The organism is Pseudomonas faucium, from assembly GCF_021602585.1.
Taxonomy (GTDB): domain Bacteria; phylum Pseudomonadota; class Gammaproteobacteria; order Pseudomonadales; family Pseudomonadaceae; genus Aquipseudomonas; species Aquipseudomonas faucium.
Genome location: NZ_BQIP01000003.1, coordinates 262,999 through 285,511, shown reverse-complemented (window position 1 = coordinate 285,511; position 22,513 = coordinate 262,999). Strand labels below are relative to the sequence as shown.

20 protein-coding genes and 1 other RNA gene are annotated in these 22,513 nt (G+C 64.8%); 18 read left to right on the top strand and 3 right to left on the bottom strand.

Annotation, left to right across the window (positions count from 1 at the left end):
- Positions 1-60 precede the first annotated feature (60 nt).
- Together L6D75_RS06135 and L6D75_RS06130 are read right to left on the bottom strand one after the other, a co-directional pair.
- The gene (locus L6D75_RS06135; RefSeq protein WP_176512376.1) at positions 61-432 is read right to left on the bottom strand and encodes a YraN family protein; all 372 of its coding nucleotides are present in this window, start codon (positions 430-432) and stop codon (positions 61-63) included.
- Positions 432-2,249 carry a penicillin-binding protein activator gene (locus tag L6D75_RS06130; RefSeq protein WP_176512377.1) on the bottom strand — a complete coding sequence of 606 codons (1,818 nt, stop codon included), beginning with the start codon at positions 2,247-2,249 and terminating at the stop codon, positions 432-434. Before L6D75_RS06130 ends, L6D75_RS06135 begins: the two co-directional genes overlap by 1 nt.
- Positions 2,250-2,437: 188 nt before the next feature.
- Between L6D75_RS06130 and rsmI the strand changes: the two genes are divergently transcribed.
- The 18 genes from rsmI to lpxC all read left to right on the top strand — a co-directional run bounded on the left by rsmI (position 2,438) and on the right by lpxC (position 21,857).
- The gene (rsmI, locus tag L6D75_RS06125) at positions 2,438-3,313 is read left to right on the top strand and encodes a 16S rRNA (cytidine(1402)-2'-O)-methyltransferase (protein WP_176512380.1); all 876 of its coding nucleotides are present in this window, start codon (positions 2,438-2,440) and stop codon (positions 3,311-3,313) included.
- Between the two features lie 67 nt (positions 3,314-3,380).
- Positions 3,381-3,740: RNase P RNA component class A (gene rnpB, locus L6D75_RS06120), an RNA gene on the top strand.
- Positions 3,741-4,049: 309 nt separating this feature from the next.
- The gene (gene mraZ, locus L6D75_RS06115; RefSeq protein ID WP_016395508.1) at positions 4,050-4,505 is read left to right on the top strand and encodes a division/cell wall cluster transcriptional repressor MraZ; all 456 of its coding nucleotides are present in this window, start codon (positions 4,050-4,052) and stop codon (positions 4,503-4,505) included.
- Positions 4,502-5,449: a 16S rRNA (cytosine(1402)-N(4))-methyltransferase RsmH gene (gene rsmH, locus L6D75_RS06110; RefSeq protein ID WP_371871936.1), complete on the top strand. Its 948-nt coding sequence runs from the start codon at positions 4,502-4,504 to the stop codon at positions 5,447-5,449. Before mraZ ends, rsmH begins: the two co-directional genes overlap by 4 nt.
- On the top strand, positions 5,446-5,739 hold the full coding sequence (gene ftsL, locus L6D75_RS06105) for a cell division protein FtsL (protein WP_176512381.1): 294 nt from the start codon (positions 5,446-5,448) through the stop codon (positions 5,737-5,739). Before rsmH ends, ftsL begins: the two co-directional genes overlap by 4 nt.
- On the top strand, positions 5,739-7,472 hold the full coding sequence (locus tag L6D75_RS06100; RefSeq protein WP_176512966.1) for a peptidoglycan D,D-transpeptidase FtsI family protein: 1,734 nt from the start codon (positions 5,739-5,741) through the stop codon (positions 7,470-7,472). Before ftsL ends, L6D75_RS06100 begins: the two co-directional genes overlap by 1 nt.
- On the top strand, positions 7,469-8,959 hold the full coding sequence (locus tag L6D75_RS06095; RefSeq protein WP_371871937.1) for a UDP-N-acetylmuramoyl-L-alanyl-D-glutamate--2,6-diaminopimelate ligase: 1,491 nt from the start codon (positions 7,469-7,471) through the stop codon (positions 8,957-8,959). The genes L6D75_RS06100 and L6D75_RS06095 overlap by 4 nt, the downstream gene beginning before the upstream one ends.
- Positions 8,952-10,319, top strand: a complete 1,368-nt coding sequence (locus L6D75_RS06090; RefSeq protein WP_176512386.1) for a UDP-N-acetylmuramoyl-tripeptide--D-alanyl-D-alanine ligase — start codon at positions 8,952-8,954, stop codon at positions 10,317-10,319. The genes L6D75_RS06095 and L6D75_RS06090 overlap by 8 nt, the downstream gene beginning before the upstream one ends.
- On the top strand, positions 10,319-11,401 hold the full coding sequence (gene mraY, locus L6D75_RS06085) for a phospho-N-acetylmuramoyl-pentapeptide-transferase (RefSeq protein WP_176512388.1): 1,083 nt from the start codon (positions 10,319-10,321) through the stop codon (positions 11,399-11,401). Before L6D75_RS06090 ends, mraY begins: the two co-directional genes overlap by 1 nt.
- 6 nt (positions 11,402-11,407) lie before the next feature.
- Entirely contained in the window at positions 11,408-12,754 is a 1,347-nt protein-coding gene (murD, locus tag L6D75_RS06080; protein WP_176512389.1) for a UDP-N-acetylmuramoyl-L-alanine--D-glutamate ligase, read from the top strand.
- Complete coding sequence (gene ftsW, locus L6D75_RS06075; RefSeq protein ID WP_371871938.1) at positions 12,751-13,965, top strand: putative lipid II flippase FtsW; 1,215 nt, start codon at positions 12,751-12,753, stop codon at positions 13,963-13,965. The genes murD and ftsW overlap by 4 nt, the downstream gene beginning before the upstream one ends.
- Positions 13,955-15,034 (top strand): undecaprenyldiphospho-muramoylpentapeptide beta-N-acetylglucosaminyltransferase, encoded by a 1,080-nt coding sequence (gene murG, locus L6D75_RS06070; protein ID WP_176512391.1) that lies wholly within the window; start codon positions 13,955-13,957, stop codon positions 15,032-15,034. Before ftsW ends, murG begins: the two co-directional genes overlap by 11 nt.
- Positions 15,027-16,475: a UDP-N-acetylmuramate--L-alanine ligase gene (gene murC, locus L6D75_RS06065; RefSeq protein ID WP_176512392.1), complete on the top strand. Its 1,449-nt coding sequence runs from the start codon at positions 15,027-15,029 to the stop codon at positions 16,473-16,475. Before murG ends, murC begins: the two co-directional genes overlap by 8 nt.
- Positions 16,472-17,428: a D-alanine--D-alanine ligase gene (locus tag L6D75_RS06060; protein WP_176512394.1), complete on the top strand. Its 957-nt coding sequence runs from the start codon at positions 16,472-16,474 to the stop codon at positions 17,426-17,428. The genes murC and L6D75_RS06060 overlap by 4 nt, the downstream gene beginning before the upstream one ends.
- Positions 17,429-17,434: 6 nt before the next feature.
- Positions 17,435-18,304, top strand: coding sequence for a cell division protein FtsQ/DivIB (locus L6D75_RS06055; protein WP_176512395.1), 870 nt, complete (start codon positions 17,435-17,437; stop codon positions 18,302-18,304).
- A gap of 14 nt (positions 18,305-18,318) precedes the next feature.
- A complete protein-coding gene (gene ftsA / locus L6D75_RS06050; protein WP_008097595.1) occupies positions 18,319-19,581 on the top strand; it encodes a cell division protein FtsA in 1,263 nt (420 codons plus the stop codon).
- 55 nt (positions 19,582-19,636) lie between these two features.
- The gene (gene ftsZ, locus L6D75_RS06045; protein WP_003251871.1) at positions 19,637-20,833 is read left to right on the top strand and encodes a cell division protein FtsZ; all 1,197 of its coding nucleotides are present in this window, start codon (positions 19,637-19,639) and stop codon (positions 20,831-20,833) included.
- Positions 20,834-20,945: 112 nt separating this feature from the next.
- Complete coding sequence (lpxC, locus tag L6D75_RS06040; protein ID WP_176512397.1) at positions 20,946-21,857, top strand: UDP-3-O-acyl-N-acetylglucosamine deacetylase; 912 nt, start codon at positions 20,946-20,948, stop codon at positions 21,855-21,857.
- 47 nt (positions 21,858-21,904) lie between these two features.
- Here the strand turns inward: lpxC and L6D75_RS06035 are convergent, their stop codons facing one another.
- Positions 21,905-22,360 (bottom strand): DUF721 domain-containing protein, encoded by a 456-nt coding sequence (locus L6D75_RS06035; protein ID WP_176512399.1) that lies wholly within the window; start codon positions 22,358-22,360, stop codon positions 21,905-21,907.
- Positions 22,361-22,513: the final 153 nt, after the last annotated feature.

Below are 22,513 nucleotides of genomic sequence, written 5' to 3'. Positions count from 1 at the left end.
CTTTGCTACGCGCAACAGGGACCAGCCCGCGAAACATAGAGCAAAAATAGTGGAGTGGGTTCAGCATTCGAAGGCGTTTTTCAGCCATTGAAGCGGAAGGCCTGCATGGTGGCTGCCCTGCAGGGCGACAACGTCAAAGCGGCAGGGGTAATCGGCCCAGCGGGACTCCTTCTGCAGGAACAGGCTGGCGGCAAGCACCAACCGTTTCTGCTTGCGCCCGTCGATACTGCCGAGGGCGCCGCCAAAGCCCGCATGCAACCGGTAGCGGACTTCGACGAATACTACTGTATCGGCGTCGAGCATGACCAGATCAAGCTCGCCACCTTTGCATCGCCAATTGCGCGTCAGCAGCTGCAAGCCTTGCCCTTGAAGGTGCTCAAGGGCTTGCTGTTCGGCGGCCTGGCCAGCGCTGGTGGGCGATGCGTCCGGCATCAGCGGCTGGTGTCCGGCAGGCGCTTGACCTGGCCGCCGGAGAACTCGGCCCATGGCAGCTGGCGCTCGATGCGCTGGCTGGCATTCATGCTCAGGCTGCCGGAGAGGCCTTGTACGCGGTTGTCCGGCAGTGCCTTCAGCTGGCCCAGGCGTGGCGCCAGGCTGTAGGCATCGACGCCCATGGCGTACAGGCGGCCGAGGCTGCCGGCGGCTTGTGGCCATTGCTGCACCACCTGCTGGCGCAGGCTGTTGCTGGTGTCGAGCAGCCACGGGGTTTCGCAGAAGCGAATGCCGTTCATGTCGTTGTACTGGTTCACGTCACCGCTGGCGCTGTACAGGTTCGAGGTGGCGTAGACCGGCACGTCACCGGCGTACTGGAAGTTCAGGGTCGGCTTGATCTGCTGCGCCTGTTGTGGGGTCGAGGCGAGGAAGATGAAGTCGATGTCCTGGCGGCGCGACGGCTGCGCGGCGATGCTGCCGCCTACGGTGCTCTGCAGGCTCTGTGCACGGCTTTCGCTCTGGCGCAGCTGGAACAGGTTGGCGATCTGCTGGGCCAGGGCGACCGGCTGGGCGATGCGCTCGGCAGCGATGATGGTGCCGCCGTTGCCTTCCCAGTCCTGACGGAAGGCAGCCAGTACGCGGTCGCCCCATTCTCCGCTCGGCACCAGGGCCACGGCACGGACCATGCCGTCGGCGCGGGCGCGGCGGGACACTTCGCGGGCTTCGTCCTCGGCGGCAAGGCCGAACTGGAACAGTTGTGGCGGAGCCTTCTGGCCGGCGTCGGCGTAGTTCAGGGCGAGGGTGTTGATCGGCAGCTGAGCATTGGCGGCGAGCTTCTTGACCAGGGGCTTTTCCAGCGGGCCGATGACCAGCTGCACGCCGTCGGCCTGGGCCTGGCGGTAGAAGTCGTCGAGCGAGCCGATGCGCGAGCTGTCGTAGACCTGAACTGCCGGCGCTTGCTGGCCTGCCTGCTGAGCCTGGAAGTGCGCGGCCATGAAGCCGTCACGCAGGGCGCGGGCAACACCGGCCAGCGGGCCTTCCTGGGGCAGCAGCAGGCCGATCTTGGTCAGCGGCTGGCTGGCCAGCTCCTTGAGCTTGGTCAGGGCCAGTGGCAGTTGCTTGGCAGCGGGGTGGTCCGGGTGCTGCTTGCGCCAGGTGTCGATGGCCGCCTGTTGCTGTTCCAGGGTGCCGGCGCTTTTTACTGCCAGGGCCAGGCTGGTCCAGCCGGCCAGGGTTTCGTTGTTGGCCGGCTGCTGCAATTGCTCGGGCGGCAGCGAGGCGACCAGCGCCCAGATGGCATCGTTGTTGGCGCTGGCGGCCTGGCCGCTGAGCAGCGGGGTCAGCAGCACGCGCTGCTGGGCGGCGGCGAGGGCCTGGCCATCGGCTTCCAGGGCGGCGGCGTGCACGCTGTAGGTGCGTACCTGCTGTTCTTCCGGCAGTTCACCGATATGTTGCAGGCTTGGGTGCGACAAGGCGGCCAGGGCGGCCTTGGGCTGGTTGCGGCTCATCGCCAGCTCGGCGCCGAGGGTGGCGGCGAAGATCTGCTGGGCAGGCTTGAGCGTGTCCATCGGCACTTGCTCGAGGATGCGTGCGGCGCGTGGGTAGTCCTTCTGCTTGTAGGCCAGGTCGGCGGCGCTCAGGCGCAGCAGGGCGGCGTCTTGCGCGGACTTGCTGGTGGCCGCTTTTTCGAGCAGCTGCTCGATGCTGGCGTCCGGCGTGCGTGGCAGTTCGCCCAGGCTGGATGAGGGCGAGCTGGCGCAGGCTGCCAGCAGGGCGGCGAGGCAGAGGGCTGTGAACAGCCGCAGGCAAGCGATCATGTAAAGGTCCTGTTACTCGATCAAGTTGGCCGGCAATTGTACCCAAGCGGCGGCCCGGGCGCGATGTTGCTGTATGCCGAACCTTCACTATAGGTGCCCAGGCGCAGGCCGTTGGCGAAGTTCTTTGCGCCCTGTTGCCGGTGCTCGGGCTACAATGGCGCCTTTGATCCGAAAGACAGGTGTGCGCAGTGACTGATGTGGCAGGGGTTTCGAAATCCACCGTGGGGACGCTGTATGTGGTCGCTACCCCGATCGGCAACCTGGATGACATGAGCGCCAGGGCCTTGAAGGTATTGGCCGACGTTGCCTTGATCGCCGCCGAAGACACCCGGCATTCGATTCGCCTGCTGCAGCATTTCGGCATCGACACACCCCTGGCGGCCTGCCATGAGCACAACGAGCGTGACGAGGGTGGGCGTTTCATCGGCAAGCTGCTGGCGGGGGAGGACGTGGCGCTGGTTTCCGATGCTGGTACGCCGCTGATTTCCGACCCGGGCTATCACCTGGTGCGCCAGGCCCGCGCCGCAGGGGTCAAGGTGGTGCCGGTACCCGGTGCCTGCGCGCTGATTGCCGCGCTGTCCGCTGCTGGCATGCCTTCGGACCGGTTCATCTTCGAAGGTTTCCTGCCGGCCAAGGCCGCAGGCCGTCGTGCGCGCCTGGAGCAGGTCAAGGAAGAGCCGCGCACGCTGATCTTCTACGAGGCGCCACACCGTATCCTCGAATGCCTGGAGGACATGGAGCTGGTCTTCGGTACCGAGCGCCCGGCGTTGCTGGCCCGTGAGCTGACCAAGGCCTTCGAGACCCTCAAGGGCCTGCCGCTGGGTGAGCTGCGCGCATTCGTCGCAGGCGACAGCAACCAGCAGCGCGGTGAGTGCGTGGTGCTGGTCGGTGGCTGGAGCGCGCCGGAAGGCGAAGAGGGCGTCAGTGCCGACGCGCAGCGCGTGCTGGACTTGCTGTTGGCGGAATTGCCACTCAAGCGTGCGGCGGCCCTGGCGGCTGAAATTACCGGTGTGCGCAAGAACGTGTTGTATCAACTGGCCCTGGAAAAGCAGAAACTTCAGTAGTGGCACTTTGATATAATTTGCACTGTCGCTTGTTCTTGGGCGCGGCTGCCGTTAACCTTGTCGGCGGAGAGTCGATCGGACAGTCGCTGCCTTCTTTTGTTCCGCAAAGGAAGGGGGAGGAAAGTCCGGGCTCCATAGGGCAGAGTGCCAGGTAACGCCTGGGAGGCGCGAGCCTACGGAAAGTGCCACAGAAAATAACCGCCTAAGCACTTCGGTGCCGGTAAGGGTGAAAAGGTGCGGTAAGAGCGCACCGCACGGCTGGCAACAGTTCGTGGCTAGGTAAACCCCACTCGGAGCAAGACCAAATAGGGTTCCATTAGGCGTGGCCCGCGTCGGAACCGGGTAGGTTGCTAGAGGCGTCCAGTGATGGCCGTCGTAGAGGAATGACTGTCCTCGACAAAACCCGGCTTACAGATCGACTCTCCACCTCCCTCCCTCCTGCTTGATCGATAGCAGATCCCCCTCTGGTAATACCGAAAAAATCTTACTCTTAATAAATCACTTTAACTTCGAACTGCATGTGTTTGCGTCGGTTTGATTTTTCACGTTTTTTTCATCCTCCGGTATTCCTTCCTCCTTCCTATATCGCGCTAAATCTCGGTCCTGTAAGGGTTTTCCTTATGAACGTGCCTTGACGGTGCAGCGGACGGATTCCTATAGTGTGCGCAAGTGGCAGAAAGTGGGATGAAGTGGGTTTTCTGGCACAAAAAAGCTAACATTGTGGGGAATCGCAGCCGTGTTCCGCGGAGCCAACGCCGTCAGCCTCGATGCAAAAGGCCGTCTCGCCATGCCGAGCCGGTACCGTGACGAGCTCGATTCGCGTTGCAATGGTCAGCTGATCGTGACCATCGACGCCGTTGACCCCTGCTTGTGTGTTTATCCCCTCGATGAGTGGGAACAGATTGAAGCCAAGTTGCGTGCCTTGCCGTCGTTGCGTGAGGAAAACCGCCGCCTGCAGCGTTTGCTGATCGGTAATGCGGTTGACCTGGAGCTCGATGGCAGTGGTCGTTTCCTGGTACCGCCCCGCCTGCGTGAGTACGCCAAGCTGGACAAGAAGGCGATGCTGGTGGGGCAGCTGAACAAATTCCAGCTGTGGGATGAGGATGCCTGGAACGTGGTTTCGGCAGCCGACCTTGCAGCTATCCAACAACCGGGCGCCATGCCCGACGATTTGCGTGACCTGATCCTGTGACCATAGATAGCGGCTTCAACCACATTACCGTCCTGCTCGACGAAGCTGTCGAGGCATTGGCCCTGCGCGCCGACGGTTGCTATCTGGACGGCACCTTCGGCCGAGGCGGGCACAGCCGCCTGATCCTCAGCAAGCTTGGGCCGCAAGGGCGGCTGCTGGGCTTCGACAAAGATCCTCAAGCGATTGCCACCGGGCAAGCGCTGGCGGCCGAAGACGGCCGCTTTGTCATTGTGCAGCGCAGCTTTGCCGAGCTGGGCGCCGAAGTGGCCGAGCGCGGCCTGGCCGGCAAGGTCAGCGGCATTCTGCTCGACCTGGGCGTGTCCTCGCCGCAGCTGGATGACCCCGAGCGCGGCTTCAGCTTCCTCAACGATGGCCCGCTGGACATGCGCATGAACCCTGACCAGGGCATCAGCGCCGCCGAGTTCATTGCGACCGCGCCCGTGGAGGAAATCGCCCGGGTATTCAAGGAATACGGCGAAGAGCGCTTTGCCGGGCGCATGGCGCGTGCCGTGGTCGAGCGCCGCGAAAAGCAGCCGTTCACCCGTACCGCCGACCTGGCCGAAGTGCTCAAGGTCGCCAACCCGGCGTGGGAAAAGGGCAAGAACCCGGCTACCCGCGCCTTCCAGGGCCTGCGCATTCACGTCAACAACGAACTGGGCGACCTCGAGGCCGGCCTTGAAGCGGCGCTCGATGCCCTGGAGGTCGGCGGCCGCCTGGCGGTTATCAGCTTCCACTCGCTCGAAGACCGCATCGTCAAGCTGTTCATGCGCAAGCTGGTCAAGGGCGAGGCCGACAACCTGCCACGCAACCTGCCGGTACAGCACAAGGCCTTCGAGCCCAAGATCAAGCTCATCGGCAAGGCACAGTTCGCCTCCGAAGCCGAACTCAAGGCCAACCCGCGGTCGCGCAGCGCCGTGATGCGGGTGGCGGAGAAGCTTCGGTGAGCCGGCTCTTTGCCAAACCTTTGCCAGGCGGAAGCTTCCTGATGCTTCTGCTGTTCGTCGCTGTGCTCGTTTCGGCCATCGCGGTGTCCTACAGCGCGCATTGGAATCGTCAACTGCTCAACACCCTTTACGGCGAGTTGAGCGAACGCGACAAGGCCCAGGCCGAGTGGGGCCGGCTGATCCTCGAGCAAAGCACCTGGACCGCCGCCAGCCGCATCGAGAACCTGGCGTCCGAGCAGTTGAAGATGCGCGTGCCGGCGGCTGACGAAGTGCGGATGGTGGCGCCATGATGAAGCTCGAAGGCGCACTCTACCCGTGGCGCTTCCGCGTGGTGATCGGCTTGCTGGCCGTGATGGTGGGTGCCATCTGCTGGCGCATCATCGACCTGCAGGTGGTCGACCGTGACTTCCTCAAGGGCCAGGGCGATGCCCGCAGCCTGCGGCATATTCCGATTCCGGCGCACCGTGGCCTGATCACCGACCGCAACGGCGAGCCCCTGGCCGTGAGTACCCCGGTCACCACCCTGTGGGCCAACCCCAAGGAAATGCAGGCCTCCAAGGACCGCTGGCCGCAGCTCGCCGCCGCGCTGGGGCAGAACGCCCAGCAGCTGACCGAGCGCCTGACCCAGCAAGCCAACAAGGAATTCATCTACCTGGTCCGCGGCCTGACCCCGGAGCAGGGCCAGCACGTGCTCGACCTGAAGATGCCTGGTGTCTATGGCCTCGAAGAATTCCGCCGCTTCTACCCGGCCGGTGACGTCACCGCGCACATGGTCGGCTTCACCGACCTCGACGACCACGGCCGTGAAGGGGTGGAGCTGGCCTACGATGAGTGGCTCGCCGGGGTGCCCGGCAAGCGGCAGGTGATCAAGGACCGGCGCGGCCGGCTGATCAAGGACATCCAGGTGACCAAGAACGCCAAGGCCGGCAAGACCTTGGCGTTGTCCATCGACCTGCGCCTGCAATACCTGGCCACCCGCGAGCTGCGCAACGCCATCGCCGAGCAGGACGCCAAGGCCGGCAGCCTGGTAATCATGGACGTCAAGACCGGTGAAGTCCTGGCCATGGTCAACCAGCCGACCTACAACCCGAACAACCGCCGCAGCATGTTCCCGGCGGCCATGCGCAACCGGGCGATCATCGACGTGTTCGAGCCGGGCTCGACGGTCAAGCCGATCTCCATGAGCGCCGCCCTGCAGAGCGGGCGCTGGAAGCCTACCGACAAGGTCGAGGTGTACCCGGGTAGCCTGCAGATCGGCCGCTACACCATCAAGGACGTGTCCAGGAGCGAAGGCCCGATCCTCGACCTGACCGGCATCCTGATCAACTCCAGTAACGTGGGCATGAGCAAGATCGCCTTCGATATCGGTGGCGAGGCCATCTACCGGGTCATGTCCCAGGTCGGCCTGGGCCAGTACACCGGCCTGGGCTTCCCGGGCGAGCGCGTGGGCAACCTGCCCAACCACCGCGAGTGGCGCAAGGCCGAAACCGCGACCCTGTCCTACGGCTACGGCGTGTCGGTGACCGCCCTGCAACTGGTGCACGCCTACGCGGCACTGGCCAACGACGGCAAGATGGTGCCGCTGTCGATCCTCAAGGTCGACAAGGCGCCGGAAGCGGTGCAGGCGATCCCCAAGGAAACCGCCGAAACCGTGCAAGGCATGCTGCAGCAGGTGATCGAGGCGCCGCGCGGGGTATTCCGTGCCCAGGTGCCGTTCTACCACGTGGCCGGCAAGTCCGGTACCGCGCGCAAGGCCACCGTCGGCTCCAAGGGCTACACCGAAAACGCCTACCGCTCGCTGTTCGCCGGCTTCGGCCCGATGAGCGACCCGCGCTACGCCATCGTCGTGGTCATCGACGAGCCCAGCAAGGGTGGCTACTTCGGTGGCCTGGTATCGGCGCCGGTGTTCAGCAAGGTCATGTCGGGCACCCTGCGGCTGATGAACGTGCCGCCGGACAACCTGCCGCCGACGACCGAACAGCAACAAGTGAATGCAGCACCCGCCAAGGGAGGGCGTGGATGATGACAATGCCATTGAGCAAGCTTTTCGCCCACGCCAGCCGCGATCCGCTGATTCGTGAACTGACCCTGGACAGCCGCGCCGTGCGCCCGGGCGACCTGTTCCTGGCCGTGCCGGGTGCCAAGGTCGATGGCCGTGACCATATCGCCGACGCCCTGGCCCGTGGTGCTGCCGCGGTGGCCTATGAAGAGCAGGGCGCCAGCGTGCTGCCGATCACCGATGCGCCGCTGATTCCGGTCAAGGGCCTGGTTTCGCAGCTTTCGCGCATCGCCGGCAGCTTCTATGGCGAGCCAAGCCGCCAGCTGAACCTGGTGGGCGTGACCGGCACCAACGGCAAGACCAGCGTCACCCAGCTGGTGGCCCAGGCGCTCGATGCGCTTGGCCAGCGTTGCGGCCTGATCGGCACTTTGGGTACCGGTTTCTTCGGTGAGCTGCAGAGCGGCCGCTTGACCACGCCTGACCCGATCGCGGTGCAGTCGACTCTGTACGACCTCAAGAAGGCCGGCGCCAAGGCCGTGGCCATGGAGGTTTCCTCGCATGCCCTGGAGCAAGGGCGGGTCGCTGCGCTGGAATTCGATATCGCGGTGATGACCAACCTGTCCCGCGACCACCTCGACTACCACGGCAGCATGGAGGCCTACGAGGCCGCCAAGGCCAAGCTGTTCGCCTGGCCGAGCCTGCGTTGCCAGGTGGTCAATCTCGATGATGCCTTCGGTCGCCGCCTGGCAGATGACTTCGCCCGCCGGCCGAGTGCCGATCACGTCGAAACCCGCCTGCTCAGCTACAGCCTGGAAAACCCCGACGCCTCGCTGTTCTGCCGCGAAGCTGCGTTCAGTGACGATGGTGTGCGCGCCACGCTGGTGACCGCCCAGGGCGAGCGCACCCTGCGCAGCCAGCTGCTGGGGCGTTTCAACCTGAGCAACGTGCTGGCCGCCGTCGCCACGCTGCTGGCCCTGGACTATTCGCTCGACGAAATCCTCAAGGTCACCCCGCAGCTGCAAGGCCCGGTAGGCCGCATGCAGCGCCTGGGCGGCGGTGACAAGCCATTGGTGGTGGTGGATTACGCCCACACCCCCGATGCCCTGGAAAAGGTTCTCGAAGCCTTGCGCCCACATGCCCATGGGCAGCTGCTGTGCCTGTTCGGCTGTGGCGGCGACCGCGATCGCGGCAAGCGCCCGCTGATGGCGCAAGTGGCCGAGCGCCTGGCTGATCGCGTGCTGGTCACCGACGACAACCCGCGTACCGAAGACCCGCAAGGCATCTTCGCCGATATTCGCCCTGGTTTCGCCCAGCCTGCCGACGTCGAGTTCGTCGCTGGCCGCGGTGAGGCCATTGCCCACCTGATCGCCTCCGCCGGCGCCAACGATGTGATCGTCCTGGCCGGCAAGGGGCACGAGGATTACCAGGAGATCAATGGCGAACGCCATGATTTCTCCGATCTGGTCGAAGCCGAGAAGGCACTTGCAGCCTGGGAGGCTCCACATGCTTGAACCCATGACACTCAGCCAGCTGACCACGGCACTGGGTGCTCGCCAGGTCGGCGCCGACGCCAGCTTCACCGGCGTCAGCATCGACAGCCGCAGCGTGGGTGCCGGGCAGTTGTTCGTCGCCCTCGCGGGGCCACGTTTCGACGGCCATGACTACCTGGCCGACGTGAAAGCCAAGGGCGCAGTCGCCGCGCTGGTCGAGCGCGAGGTCGCAGGCGTCGACCTGCCGCAGCTGGTGGTCGCCGACAGCCGCCTCGCCCTGGGCCAGCTCGGCGCGTTGAACCGCGCTGCGTTCGACAAGCCCGTCGTGGCCATCACCGGCTCCAGTGGCAAGACCACGGTCAAGGAAATGCTCGCCAGCATCCTGCGCACCCGTGGCCTGGTACACGCTACCCGCGGCAACCTGAACAACGACCTCGGTGCTCCGCTGACCCTGCTGGAAATCGCTGCCGAGCACAGCGCCGCAGTGATCGAGCTGGGCGCTTCGCGCATCGGCGAAATCCGCTACACCGTTGGCCTGACCCAGCCGCAGGTGGTCGTCATCAATAACGCCGGCACTGCCCACGTGGGCGAGTTCGGCGGCCCGGAAAAGATCGTCGAAGCCAAGGGCGAAATCCTCGAAGGCCTGGGCGAGGGCGGCATTGCCATTCTCAACCTGGACGACAAGGCCTTCGCCACCTGGAAGGCGCGTGCCGGTATGCACAAGGTCATCAGCTTTGCCCGCAAGGACGTGCGCGCCGACTTCTACGCCACCGGCATCGGTCGCGATGCGCGTGGTTGCCCATCCTTCAGGCTGCATGGCGCCGGGGATTCGGTGGACGTGCAGCTCAACGTGCTGGGCGAGCACAACGTCAGCAACGCCCTGGCCGCCGCTGCCGCCGCCCATGCCGTTGGTCTGAGCCTGAGCGGCATTGCTGCCGGCCTGAACGCGGTGCAGCCGGTCAAGGGCCGTACCGTGGCGCAGATTGCCGCTAACGGTGTGCGGGTGATCGACGACAGCTACAACGCAAATCCCACCTCGATGTGCGCGGCCATTGATATACTCGCCGGCTTTTCCGGGCGCACCGTTCTGGTGCTGGGGGATATCGGCGAGCTGGGCCAATGGGCCGAAGAAGGCCACCGTCAGGTGGGCGACTACGCACGTGGCAAGGTCGACGCCCTGTACGCGGTGGGCACCAACATGGCACATGCGGTCAAGGCGTTCGGCGCCAATGGCCGCCATTTCGCTACTCAAGCTGAGTTGATCGAAGCCGTTCAGGCCGAGACAGCCAGCGACACCACTATCTTGATCAAGGGCTCGCGCAGCGCTGCGATGGAAAACGTCGTGGCGGCTTTGTGCGGTGCCAGCGGGGAGAAACATTAATGCTGCTGCTGTTGGCTGAGTATCTGCAACAGTTCCACAAAGGCTTCGCGGTCTTCCAGTACCTGTCCCTGCGCGGGATCCTCGGTGTACTGACCGCGTTGTCGCTGGCGCTGTGGCTGGGCCCGTGGATGATCCGTACCCTGCAGATCCGCCAGATCGGTCAGGCCGTTCGTAATGACGGCCCGCAATCGCACCTGTCCAAATCCGGCACCCCCACCATGGGCGGTGCCTTGATCCTTTCCGCCATCGGCGTCAGCACCTTGCTGTGGGCCGACCTGAGCAACCGCTACGTCTGGGTGGTGCTGATCGTCACCTTGCTGTTCGGTGCCATCGGCTGGGTCGACGACTACCGCAAGGTGATCGAAAAGAACTCGCGTGGCCTGCCCAGCCGCTGGAAGTACTTCTGGCAGTCGGTATTCGGCCTGGGCGCGGCGGTGTTCCTCTACATGACCGCGCCGACCAGCGTCGAGACCACGCTGATCGTGCCGTTCCTCAAGGACGTCACCATCCCGCTGGGTATCGGCTTCGTCGTGCTGACCTACTTCGTCATCGTCGGCTCGAGCAACGCGGTCAACCTGACCGATGGCCTCGACGGCCTGGCGATCATGCCGACGGTGATGGTCGGCGGTGCCCTGGGCATCTTCTGCTACCTGTCGGGCAACGTGAAATTCGCCGAGTACCTGCTGATCCCCTACGTGCCGGGCTCGGGCGAGCTGATCGTGTTCTGCGGCGCGCTGATCGGTGCCGGCCTGGGCTTCTTGTGGTTCAACACCTACCCGGCGCAAGTGTTCATGGGTGACGTCGGTGCACTGGCACTCGGTGCTGCGCTGGGCACCATCGCGGTGATCGTGCGCCAGGAAATCGTCCTGTTCATCATGGGCGGCATCTTCGTCGTGGAAACCCTGTCGGTGGTGATCCAGGTCGCCTCCTTCAAGCTGACCGGCAAGCGCGTGTTCCGCATGGCACCGATCCACCACCACTTTGAACTCAAGGGTTGGCCCGAGCCACGCGTGATCGTCCGCTTCTGGATCATCACCGTGATTCTGGTGCTGATCGGCCTTGCAACCCTGAAACTGAGGTAGACGAGCGTGTCACTGATCGCTTCCGACCAATTCCGCATCGTTGTCGGCCTCGGCAAGAGCGGCATGTCCCTGGTTCGCTTCCTGGCGAGCCGGGGCATTGCCTTTGCGGTCGCCGACACCCGCGAGCAACCGCCGGAACTGGACACCCTGCGCCGTGACTACCCGCAGGTGGAAGTGCGTTGTGGGGAACTGGACGTGGACTTCCTGTGCCGCGCCAGCGAGCTGTACGTGAGCCCCGGCCTGGCCCTGGCCACCCCGGCCCTGCAGCAGGCGGCGGCGCGCGGCGTGAAGCTGTCCGGCGACATCGAGCTGTTCGCCCGCCACGCCAAGGCGCCGATCATCGCCATCAGCGGTTCCAACGCCAAGAGCACGGTAACCACCCTGGTCGGCGAAATGGCCGCCCGGGCAGGCAAACGTGTGGCTGTCGGCGGCAACCTGGGCACGCCAGCCCTGGACCTGCTCAGCGATGACGTCGAGCTGTACGTCATGGAGCTGTCGAGCTTCCAGCTGGAAACCACCGATCAGCTCAATGCCGAAGTGGCCACCGTGCTGAACATCAGCGAAGACCACATGGACCGCTACAGCGGCCTGCCGGCCTATCACCTGGCCAAGCACCGGATCTTCCGTGGTGCCCGCCAGGTGGTGGTCAACCGCCAGGACGCGCTGAGCCGGCCGCTGCCGGTGGAAGGCCGCCCATGCTGGACCTTCGGCCTCAATGCGCCGGACTTCAAGGCCTTTGGCCTGCGTGAAGTGAATGGCGAGAAGTACCTGGCCTTCGAATTCCAGAACCTGATGCCAGCGCGTGAGTTGAAGATCCGCGGCGCGCACAACCAGAGCAACGCCCTGGCCGCCCTGGCCCTGGGCCATGCCGCTGGCCTGCCGTTCGAGCCGATGCTGCAGGCGCTGCGCGAATTCGGCGGCCTCGTCCATCGCTGCCAGTGGGTACGTGAGCGCAACGGCGTCAACTGGTACGACGATTCCAAGGCCACCAACGTCGGCGCGGCCCTGGCTGCCATCGAAGGCCTGGGCGCCGACATCGAAGGCAAGCTGGTGCTGATCGCCGGTGGCGACGGCAAGGGCGCCGATTTTGCCGGGCTGCGCGAGCCGGTAGCGCGCTTCTGCCGCGCCGTGGTGCTGATGGGCCGTGATGCCCAGCACATCGCCGACGCCTTGGGCGATGCCGTGCCTCAGGTGTGGGCCACGAGCCTCGACGATGCTGTGCAGCAATGCGCCGCGCTGGCCCAGCCTGGCGACGCCGTGCTGCTGTCGCCTGCCTGTGCCAGCTTCGACATGTTCAAGAACTACGAAGAACGCGGGCGCCTGTTCGCCCAGGCGGCGGGGGGGCTGGCATGATCTTCGGCATCCTCAAGCCGTATCCGTCGCCGCTGATCAGCGGCCGTGGCATCGACCTCGACTTCCCGCTGCTGGCCGGCTGCCTGGCGCTGCTTGGCCTAGGCCTGGTGATGATCACCTCGGCGTCCTCGGAAGTGGCCGCCGTTCAGTCCGGCAACCCGCTGTACCACATGTTCCGCCACCTGGTGTACGTGTTCCTCGGCCTGGTCGCCTGCGGCGCCACCATGCTGGTGCCGATCGCCACCTGGCAGCGCATGGGCTTCATGATGCTGATCGGCGCCTTCGGCCTGCTGGTGATGGTGCTGGTGCCCGGCATCGGGCGCGAGGTGAACGGCTCGATGCGCTGGATCGGCTTCAGCTTCTTCAACGTGCAGCCTTCGGAAATCGCCAAGGTGTTCGTGGTCATCTACCTGGCCGGCTATCTGGTGCGTCGGCAGACCGAGGTGCGCGAAACCTGGATGGGCTTCTTCAAGCCGTTCATCGTGTTGCTGCCCATGGCCGCCTTGCTGCTGATGGAGCCGGACTTCGGCGCCACCGTGGTGATGATGGGTGCGGCGGCGGCCATGCTGTTCCTGGGTGGGGTGGGGCTGTTCCGCTTCAGCCTGATGGTGGTGCTGGCGGTGCTGGCGGTGTTCGTGCTGGTTCAGGCGCAGCCCTACCGAATGGCGCGTCTGATCACCTTCACCGACCCCTGGTCCGACCAGTTCGGCTCCGGCTACCAGCTGACCCAGGCGCTGATCGCCTTCGGTCGTGGCGAGTGGCTGGGCGTGGGCCTGGGCAACAGCGTGCAGAAGCAGTTCTACCTGCCCGAAGCGCACACCGACTTCGTGTTCTCGGTATTGGCCGAAGAGCTGGGCGTGGTCGGTTCGCTGGTGACCATCGCACTGTTCGTCTTCGTCACCGTGCGGGCCCTGTACATCGGCCTGTGGGCCGAGAAGGCCAAGCAGTTCTTCGCCGCCTACATGGCCTTCGGCCTGGCATTTTTGTGGATCGGCCAGTTCCTGATCAACATCGGGGTGAACGTCGGCCTGCTGCCGACCAAGGGCCTGACCCTGCCGTTCCTCAGCTACGGGGGCAGCTCGCTGGTGATCTGCTGTGCCTGCGTGGGCCTGTTGCTGCGCATCGAGTGGGAGAGCCGCACGCACCTGGGCAGCGAAGAGCACGAATTCAAGGAAAGCGATTTTGCCGAGGAGACCAGCCATGGCCGCTGACGGCAAAAATGTCTTGATCATGGCGGGCGGTACCGGCGGCCACGTGTTCCCGGCCCTGGCCTGCGCCCGCGAGTTCCAGGCACGCGGTTACAGCGTGCACTGGCTGGGCACGCCACGTGGCATCGAGAACGAACTGGTGCCCCAGGCCGGCCTGCCGCTGCACCTGATCCAGGTCACCGGCCTGCGCGGCAAGGGCAAGCTGTCGCTGCTCAAGGCGCCGTTCACCCTGGTCAAGGCCGTGCTCCAGGCGCGGCGCATCATTCGCCAGCTCAAGCCGGTCTGCGTGCTGGGCTTCGGCGGTTATGTGACCGGCCCTGGCGGCGTGGCTGCACGGTTGTGCGGGGTGCCGCTGGTGATCCACGAACAGAACGCCCGTGCCGGTACCGCCAATCGGCTGCTGGTGCCGCTGTCGGCGCGAGTCTGCGAAGCTTTCCCGGGCACTTTCGAGGCCAGCGACAAGCTGCGTACCACCGGCAACCCGGTGCGTGCCGAACTGTTCATGGACGCCCAGCGCCCACCCCTGGCCGAGCGCCGTGCGCGCCTGCTGGTCATGGGCGGCAGCCTGGGTGCGGAACCATTGAACAAATTGTTGCCTAAGGCCCTGTCCGAAGTGCCCGCGGGCCTGCGCCCCGAGGTGTTCCACCAGGCCGGCAAGAACCACGCGCCGATCACCGCCGAGCGTTATCAAGAGGCGGGTGTCGAGGCCCAGGTAGAACCGTTCATCAAGGACATGGCCCATGCCTATGGCTGGGCCGACATGGTGGTGTGCCGGGCAGGTGCCCTGACCGTCAGCGAACTCGCCGCGGCGGGCCTGCCTTCGATGCTGGTGCCATTGCCCCATGCGATCGACGACCACCAGACCCACAACGCCCAATATCTGGCTCGGGAAGGCGCCGCCTTCCTCATGCCACAAGCGACAACTGGCGCAGCGCAACTCGCTGAACGCCTGAACGAGGTGCTGATGCAACCCGAGAAACTCAACACCATGGCAGGCACCGCACGGCGCCTGGCCAAACCTGCTGCAACCAGCACCGTGGTCGATATCTGCCTGGAGGTGGCCCATGGTTGAAAGCCAGAAAGCCATGCCCCAGCCGAAGATGGGCCGCATCCGTCGCATCCACTTCGTCGGTATCGGCGGCGTGGGCATGTGCGGCATCGCCGAAGTGCTGCTGAACCTGGGCTATGAAGTGTCCGGTTCCGACCTCAAGGCATCGCCGGTCACCGAGCGGCTGGAGTCGTTCGGCGCCGAGATCTTCGTCGGCCACCGTGCCGAGAACGCAGCCAATGCCGATGTGCTGGTCGTGTCCAGCGCCATCAACCCGGCCAACCCGGAAGTTGCCACCGCCCTGGAGCGGCGCATTCCGGTGGTGCCGCGCGCCGAGATGCTCGCCGAGCTGATGCGCTATCGCCATGGCGTGGCGGTGGCCGGTACCCACGGCAAGACCACCACTACCAGCCTGCTGGCCTCGGTGTTCGCCGCCGGCGGCCTGGACCCGACCTTCGTCATCGGTGGCCGCCTGACCGCAGCCGGCACCAACGCGCAGCTGGGCACCAGCCGCTACCTGATCGCCGAAGCCGATGAGAGCGACGCCAGCTTCCTGCACCTGCAGCCGATGGTTGCCGTCGTCACCAACATCGACGCCGACCACATGGCCACCTACGAAGGTGACTTCAACAAGCTGAAGAAAACCTTCGTCGAATTCCTGCACAACCTGCCGTTCTACGGCCTGGCCGTGATGTGCCTGGACGACCCGGTGGTGCGCGAGATCCTGCCGCAGGTCAAGCGCCCGACCGTCACCTACGGCTTCAGCGAAGAGGCCGACATCCGCGCCATCAACGTGCGCCAGCAAGGCATGCAGACCCACTTCACCGTGCTGCGCCGTGACTGCGAGCCGCTGGACGTGTCGGTGAACATGCCGGGCAACCACAACGTGCTCAATGCCTTGGCCACCATCGCCATCGCCACCGACGAAGGCATCAGCGACGAAGCCATCGTTCAGGGCCTGTCCGGCTTCCAGGGCGTTGGCCGACGCTTCCAGGTCTACGGCGAACTGCCGGTCGAAGGCGGCAGCGTGATGCTGGTCGACGACTACGGCCACCACCCGACCGAAGTGGCCGCGGTGATCAAGGCCGTGCGCGGTGGCTGGCCAAGCCGTCGCCTGGTCATTGTCTACCAGCCGCACCGCTATAGCCGCACCCGCGACCTGTACGACGATTTCGTACAAGTGCTGGGCGATGCCAACGTGTTGCTGCTGATGGAGGTCTACCCGGCCGGCGAAGAGCCGATCCCGGGCGCCGACAGCCGCCAGCTGTGCCACAGCATCCGCCAGCGCGGCAAGCTCGACCCGATCTACATCGAACGTGGCGCCGAGCTGGCGCCGCTGGTGCAGCCGCTGCTGCGCGCCGGCGACATCCTGCTGTGCCAGGGTGCCGGTGACGTCGGTGGCCTGGCCCCGCAACTGATGAAAAGCCCGCTGTTCGCAGGCGCCAAGCAGGAGAAGTCGAAATGACCAGCGCCTACGACAAGCTGCATTCCACCCTCGACGTCAAGGCCTTCGGCCGCGTGGCCGTGCTGTACGGCGGCAAGAGCGCCGAGCGTGAGGTTTCCCTGAAGTCGGGCAAGGCGGTGATCGAGGCGCTGAGCAGCGCCGGTGTCGACGTGGTCGCCATCGATGTGGGTGACGACCTGCTGGCGCGCCTGCAGAGCGAGAAGATCGACCGCGCCTTCATCATCCTCCACGGCCGTGGCGGTGAAGACGGCAGCATGCAGGGCCTGCTCGAGTGCCTGGGCATCCCCTACACCGGCAGCGGCATCCTCGCTTCCGCGCTGGCCATGGACAAGCTGCGCACCAAGCAGGTCTGGCAGAGCCTGGGCATTCCGACCCCGCGCCACGCCGTGCTGGCCAGCGAACAGGATTGTATTGCCGCGGGTGCGGAACTGGGCTTCCCGTTGATCGTCAAACCTGCCCATGAAGGTTCCAGCATCGGCATGGCCAAGGTGAACAGCGTGCAAGAGCTGGTCGCCGCCTGGCAGGATGCCGCCAATTACGATTCGCAGGTTCTGGTCGAACAGTGGATCCACGGCCCGGAGTTCACCATCGCCGTTCTGCGTGGCCAAGTGCTGCCGCCGATCGCCCTGGGCACCCCGCACGTGTTCTACGACTACGACGCCAAGTACATCGCCAATGACACCCAGTACCGCATTCCATGCGGCCTGGACAGTGCCAAGGAGCAGGAACTGATCGCCCTGACCGCGCGCGCCTGTGATGCCATCGGCATCGAAGGCTGGGGCCGGCTGGACGTGATGCAGGACGAGCAGGGCCGGTTCTGGCTGCTCGAAGTCAACACCGCACCGGGCATGACTGATCATAGCCTGGTGCCCATGGCGGCCCGCGCGGCCGGCCTGGACTTCCAGCAACTGGTGCTGGCGATCCTGGCCGACAGCGTCGCGACGCGAGGTTAACCCATCATGCAAGGCGCGATGATACGTCAGCAGCAACCCGTTACCGGCCGTAGCAAGCCGGTGCCGCGCGGTGCCAGCCGACTGGTGGCCGACGAGCCCGTATCGGCGCGCCTGCCGCGGCCGAGCCTGGGCGGCCTCAAGCGCCTGCTGTGGCCGGTGTTGCTGGTGGCCGCAGGCTTTGGCGCCTATGAAGGTGCCATTCGCCTGATGCCCTACGCCGACCGCCCGATCACCAAGATCGACGTGCAGGGCGACCTCAGCTACATCAGCCAGCAGTCGGTGCAGCAGCGTATCGCCCCGTATGTCGCGGCGAGCTTCTTCAGCGTCGACCTCACGGCGATGCGCGCGGAGCTCGAGCAGATGCCGTGGATCGCTCACGCCGAAGTGCGCCGAGTATGGCCGGACGAGGTGGTGATCCGCCTGGAAGAACAGCTGCCGGTGGCGCGCTGGGGTGATGAAGCCTTGCTCAACAACCAGGGCCAGGCCTTTACCCCGCGCGAGCTGGCCAACTACGAGCACCTGCCGCAGCTGGCCGGGCCGCAGCGTGCCCAGCAACAAGTCATGCAGCAGTATCAGGTACTGAGCCAGATGCTGCGCCCCCTGGGCTTTTCCATCGCTCGCCTGGAGCTGCGCGAGCGCGGCAGCTGGTTCCTGACCACCGGTGCCGGCAGCACCGGGCCGGGCATCGAGCTGCTGCTGGGGCGCGACCATCTGGTGGAGAAGATGCGCCGTTTCATTGCCATTTACGACAAGACACTCAAAGAGCAGATCACCAACATCGCCCGCATTGATCTGCGTTATGCCAACGGACTTGCCGTTGGTTGGCGGGAACCGAACGCACCGACGACGGCCCAACCCGCCGTTGCGAAGAATTAGAGAGAGGCAGGACCATGGCAAACGCGCATAGCGGCAAAATGATCGTCGGGCTGGACATCGGCACCTCCAAGGTGGTGGCGCTGGTGGGTGAAGTGGGCGAAGACGGCACCCTGGAGATCGTGGGTATCGGTACCCATCCGTCCCGCGGCCTGAAGAAGGGCGTGGTGGTGAACATCGAGTCGACCGTGCAGTCGATCCAGCGTGCGGTGGAAGAAGCCCAGCTGATGGCCGGCTGCCGCATCCACTCGGCGTTCGTCGGCGTGGCCGGCAACCACATCCGCAGCCTGAACTCCCACGGCATCGTCGCCATCCGCGACCGCGAGGTCAGCGTGGCCGACCTCGAGCGCGTGCTCGACGCCGCCCAGGCCGTGGCCATTCCGGCCGACCAGCGCGTACTGCACACCCTGCCGCAGGACTACGTGATCGACAACCAGGAAGGCGTGCGCGAGCCGCTGGGCATGTCTGGCGTGCGCCTGGAAGCCAAGGTCCACGTGGTCACCTGCGCAGTCAACGCGGCGCAGAACATCGAAAAATGCGTGCGCCGCTGTGGCCTGGAAATCGACGACATCATCCTCGAGCAGCTGGCTTCGGCCTACTCGGTGCTGACCGACGATGAAAAGGAACTGGGCGTGTGCCTGGTGGACATCGGCGGCGGCACCACCGACATCGCCATCTTCACCGAAGGCGCCATCCGCCACACCGCGGTGATCCCGATTGCCGGCGACCAGGTGACCAACGACATCGCCATGGCCCTGCGCACGCCGACCCAGTACGCCGAGGAAATCAAGATCCGCTACGCCTGCGCCCTGGCCAAGCTGGCCGGCGCCGGCGAGACCATCAAGGTGCCGAGCGTGGGTGACCGCCCACCGCGCGAGCTGTCGCGCCAGGCCCTGGCCGAGGTGGTGGAGCCGCGTTACGACGAGCTCTTCACCCTGATCCAGGCCGAGCTGCGCCGCAGCGGCTACGAGGACCTGGTGCCAGCCGGCATCGTCCTCACCGGCGGCACCGCGAAGATGGAAGGCGCCGTGGAACTGGCCGAGGAAATCTTCCACATGCCGGTACGCCTGGGCGTGCCGCACAGCGTTCGGGGGCTCAGCGACGTGGTGCGCAACCCGATCTATTCCACCGGCGTGGGCCTGCTCACCTACGGCCTGCTCAAGCAGTCCGAGGACATGGTCCTGACCGGTAACAGCAACAGCAGCAACAACAGCTATGGCGATGAACCGAAGGCCCCAGTGCTTGAACGCTTCAAGCGCTGGGTCCAGGGCAACTTCTAAGTTTCAAAGCAGTAGTGGTAGGCGCGACAACTAGAGAACTGTAAGGAGAGGGAAAATGTTCGAGCTCGTAGACAACGTCCCGCAAAGCCCGGTCATCAAAGTGATCGGCGTCGGCGGTGGCGGCGGCAACGCCGTCAACCACATGGTGAAGAGCAGCATCGAAGGCGTCGAGTTCATCTGCGCCAACACCGATGCCCAGGCGCTGAAAAACATCGGCGCACGCACCATCCTGCAACTGGGTACCGGCGTGACCAAAGGTCTGGGTGCCGGCGCCAATCCGGAAGTCGGCCGTCAGGCCGCGCTGGAAGACCGTGAGCGCATCGCCGAAGTGCTGCAAGGCACCAACATGGTGTTCATCACCACTGGCATGGGCGGCGGTACCGGTACCGGTGCAGCACCGATCATCGCCGAAGTGGCCAAGGAAATGGGGATCCTCACCGTTGCGGTGGTGACCCGTCCGTTCCCGTTCGAGGGCCGCAAACGTATGCAGATCGCCGATGAAGGCATCCGCATGCTGGCTGAGAGCGTCGACTCGCTCATCACCATCCCCAACGAGAAGCTGCTGACCATCCTGGGCAAGGATGCCAGCCTGCTGTCCGCCTTTGCCAAGGCCGACGATGTACTGGCCGGTGCCGTTCGCGGTATCTCCGACATCATCAAGCGCCCGGGCATGATCAACGTCGACTTCGCCGACGTGCGCACCGTGATGGGCGAAATGGGCATGGCGATGATGGGTACCGGTTGCGCAAGCGGCCCGAACCGCGCGCGCGAAGCCACCGAAGCGGCAATCCGCAACCCGCTGCTCGAAGACGTCAACCTGCAGGGCGCCCGCGGCATTCTGGTGAACATCACCGCAGGTCCTGACTTGTCGCTGGGTGAATACTCCGATGTGGGTAGCATCATCGAAGCCTTCGCCTCCGACCACGCGATGGTCAAGGTCGGCACCGTGATCGACCCCGACATGCGTGACGAGCTGCACGTGACCGTGGTGGCTACTGGCCTGGGCGCGCGCATCGAGAAGCCGGTCAAGGTCGTCGACAACACCCTGCAGACCGCCCAGCAGGCTTACGAGGCCTCCAACCCGGCCCCGGTACGCCAGGAGCAGCCTGCGGTCAACTACCGTGACCTGGAGCGCCCGACCGTGATGCGCAACCAGGCCCACGCAGGTGCCGCAGCGGCAGCTAAACTCAACCCTCAGGATGACCTGGACTACCTGGATATCCCAGCCTTCCTGCGTCGTCAGGCTGATTAATGGAATTTATCAGGGGTATAAGGGTGATTGGTGTTCAGCAAAGGCCGGGTCTGTTATCATCCCCAGCCTTTGTTGATACCTGTTCGCAATTTGCGCTGAAGCGGCCAATGCCATGATTAGACAACGCACCCTGAAGAATACCATCCGTGCCACAGGCGTCGGCCTGCACTCCGGGGAGAAGGTCTACCTGACCCTCAAGCCTGCGCCTGTCGATACCGGCATCGTCTTCCGTCGCGCCGACCTCGACCCTGTGGTCGAAATCCCGGCGCGTGCGGCCAACGTCGGTGAGACCACCATGTCCACCACACTGGTCAACGGTGACGTCAAAGTCGATACGGTCGAGCACCTGCTCTCCGCCATGGCGGGCCTGGGCATCGATAACGCCTACGTCGAGCTCTCCGCCTCGGAAGTGCCGATCATGGATGGCAGCGCCGGTCCCTTCGTATTCCTGATTCAGTCTGCCGGCCTGGAAGAACAGGACGCAGCCAAGAAGTTCATCCGCATCCTGCGTGAAGTGACAGTGGAGGACGGCGACAAGCGCGCTACCTTCCTGCCTTTCGAAGGGTTCAAGGTGAGCTTCGAGATCGACTTCGATCATCCGGTCGTCAGCGGTCGGACCCAGAGTGCCAGCGTCGACTTTTCCAGCACGTCGTTCGTGAAGGAAGTCAGCCGCGCCCGCACCTTTGGTTTCATGCGTGACATCGAGTACCTGCGCAAGCACAACCTTGCGTTGGGTGGCAGTGTCGAGAACGCCATCGTGGTCGATGAAGACGGCGTGCTCAACGAAGACGGCCTTCGCTATGAAGACGAATTCGTCAAGCACAAGATCCTCGACGCCATCGGCGACCTCTACCTGCTGGGCAACAGCTTGATCGGCGAGTTCAAGGGCTACAAGTCCGGGCACGCGCTGAACAACCAGCTGCTGCGCAAGCTCATTGCTGAAACCGATGCCTGGGAAGTGGTCACTTTCGAAGATGCCAGCACGGCACCGATCTCGTACATGCGCCCTGTTGCGGCCGTGTAAGTTCGAACACTCTCTAGTTCATTAAGGCCACCTTCGGGTGGCCTTTTTTATGGCTTGCCCTTGGCGTGGGCGGCCAGGCGCTCGAGTGCTTCGCGCAACTTGGGGTCGGCGATGCCTTCGGCGGTATCGCGAATGCTTTCGGCGGCGTTGTGCGACAGCGCTGTGGTATTGCCGCCGCGCTTGGCCGGCACCAGCGGCGGCTGCACCTTGTACAGGATGCGTTGCAGGTTGCCGAAGGCCTCCAGTGCCTGGAGCTGGCGCATCAGCCGTTTCTGCTGGTAGCGCAGGCGCGTGGCCCAATGCCCGTCGGTGACCACCAGCAACAGGGTGCCATCGCGCCACGAGGCGACGTGGCAATGCTGGCGTGCAGCCGGCTGCAGCTGGCTTTCCAGCAGACGCTGCAGGTGTTCCAGGCGTTCGGCCTGGTTGAGCAGCAGGCGCAGCGGGCGAACCTGGCGCAGCAAGGCGGACGGCGGCTGGGCGGGGGAGGGTTTGAAGGCCATGGAGGTACGCATGAGGTTACAAGATCGCCAGTCTAACACCTCTGTCGTCTGGACCACCGGTAAGACGCAGGCACCTGCAAGACGCATTCTCAATACGTTTCATCATCCCCTGGGTTGAACTCAGGGAAAATGCCCCTATCTTAGAAAAGCCCC

Excerpts from the sequence above, each read along its gene's own strand:
- L6D75_RS06135 (WP_176512376.1), bottom strand. The coding sequence starts at position 432 with ATGCCGGACGCATCGCCCACCAGCGCTGGCCAGGCCGCCGAACAGCAA.
- L6D75_RS06130 (WP_176512377.1), bottom strand. The coding sequence starts at position 2,249 with ATGATCGCTTGCCTGCGGCTGTTCACAGCCCTCTGCCTCGCCGCCCTG.
- L6D75_RS06100 (WP_176512966.1), top strand. The coding sequence starts at position 5,739 with ATGAAGCTCGAAGGCGCACTCTACCCGTGGCGCTTCCGCGTGGTGATC.
- L6D75_RS06095 (WP_371871937.1), top strand. The coding sequence starts at position 7,469 with ATGATGACAATGCCATTGAGCAAGCTTTTCGCCCACGCCAGCCGCGAT.
- L6D75_RS06090 (WP_176512386.1), top strand. The coding sequence starts at position 8,952 with ATGCTTGAACCCATGACACTCAGCCAGCTGACCACGGCACTGGGTGCT.
- mraY (WP_176512388.1), top strand. The coding sequence starts at position 10,319 with ATGCTGCTGCTGTTGGCTGAGTATCTGCAACAGTTCCACAAAGGCTTC.
- ftsW (WP_371871938.1), top strand. The coding sequence starts at position 12,751 with ATGATCTTCGGCATCCTCAAGCCGTATCCGTCGCCGCTGATCAGCGGC.
- murG (WP_176512391.1), top strand. The coding sequence starts at position 13,955 with ATGGCCGCTGACGGCAAAAATGTCTTGATCATGGCGGGCGGTACCGGC.
- murC (WP_176512392.1), top strand. The coding sequence starts at position 15,027 with ATGGTTGAAAGCCAGAAAGCCATGCCCCAGCCGAAGATGGGCCGCATC.
- L6D75_RS06060 (WP_176512394.1), top strand. The coding sequence starts at position 16,472 with ATGACCAGCGCCTACGACAAGCTGCATTCCACCCTCGACGTCAAGGCC.
- L6D75_RS06055 (WP_176512395.1), top strand. The coding sequence starts at position 17,435 with ATGCAAGGCGCGATGATACGTCAGCAGCAACCCGTTACCGGCCGTAGC.
- ftsA (WP_008097595.1), top strand. The coding sequence starts at position 18,319 with ATGGCAAACGCGCATAGCGGCAAAATGATCGTCGGGCTGGACATCGGC.
- ftsZ (WP_003251871.1), top strand. The coding sequence starts at position 19,637 with ATGTTCGAGCTCGTAGACAACGTCCCGCAAAGCCCGGTCATCAAAGTG.
- lpxC (WP_176512397.1), top strand. The coding sequence starts at position 20,946 with ATGATTAGACAACGCACCCTGAAGAATACCATCCGTGCCACAGGCGTC.
- L6D75_RS06035 (WP_176512399.1), bottom strand. The coding sequence starts at position 22,360 with ATGGCCTTCAAACCCTCCCCCGCCCAGCCGCCGTCCGCCTTGCTGCGC.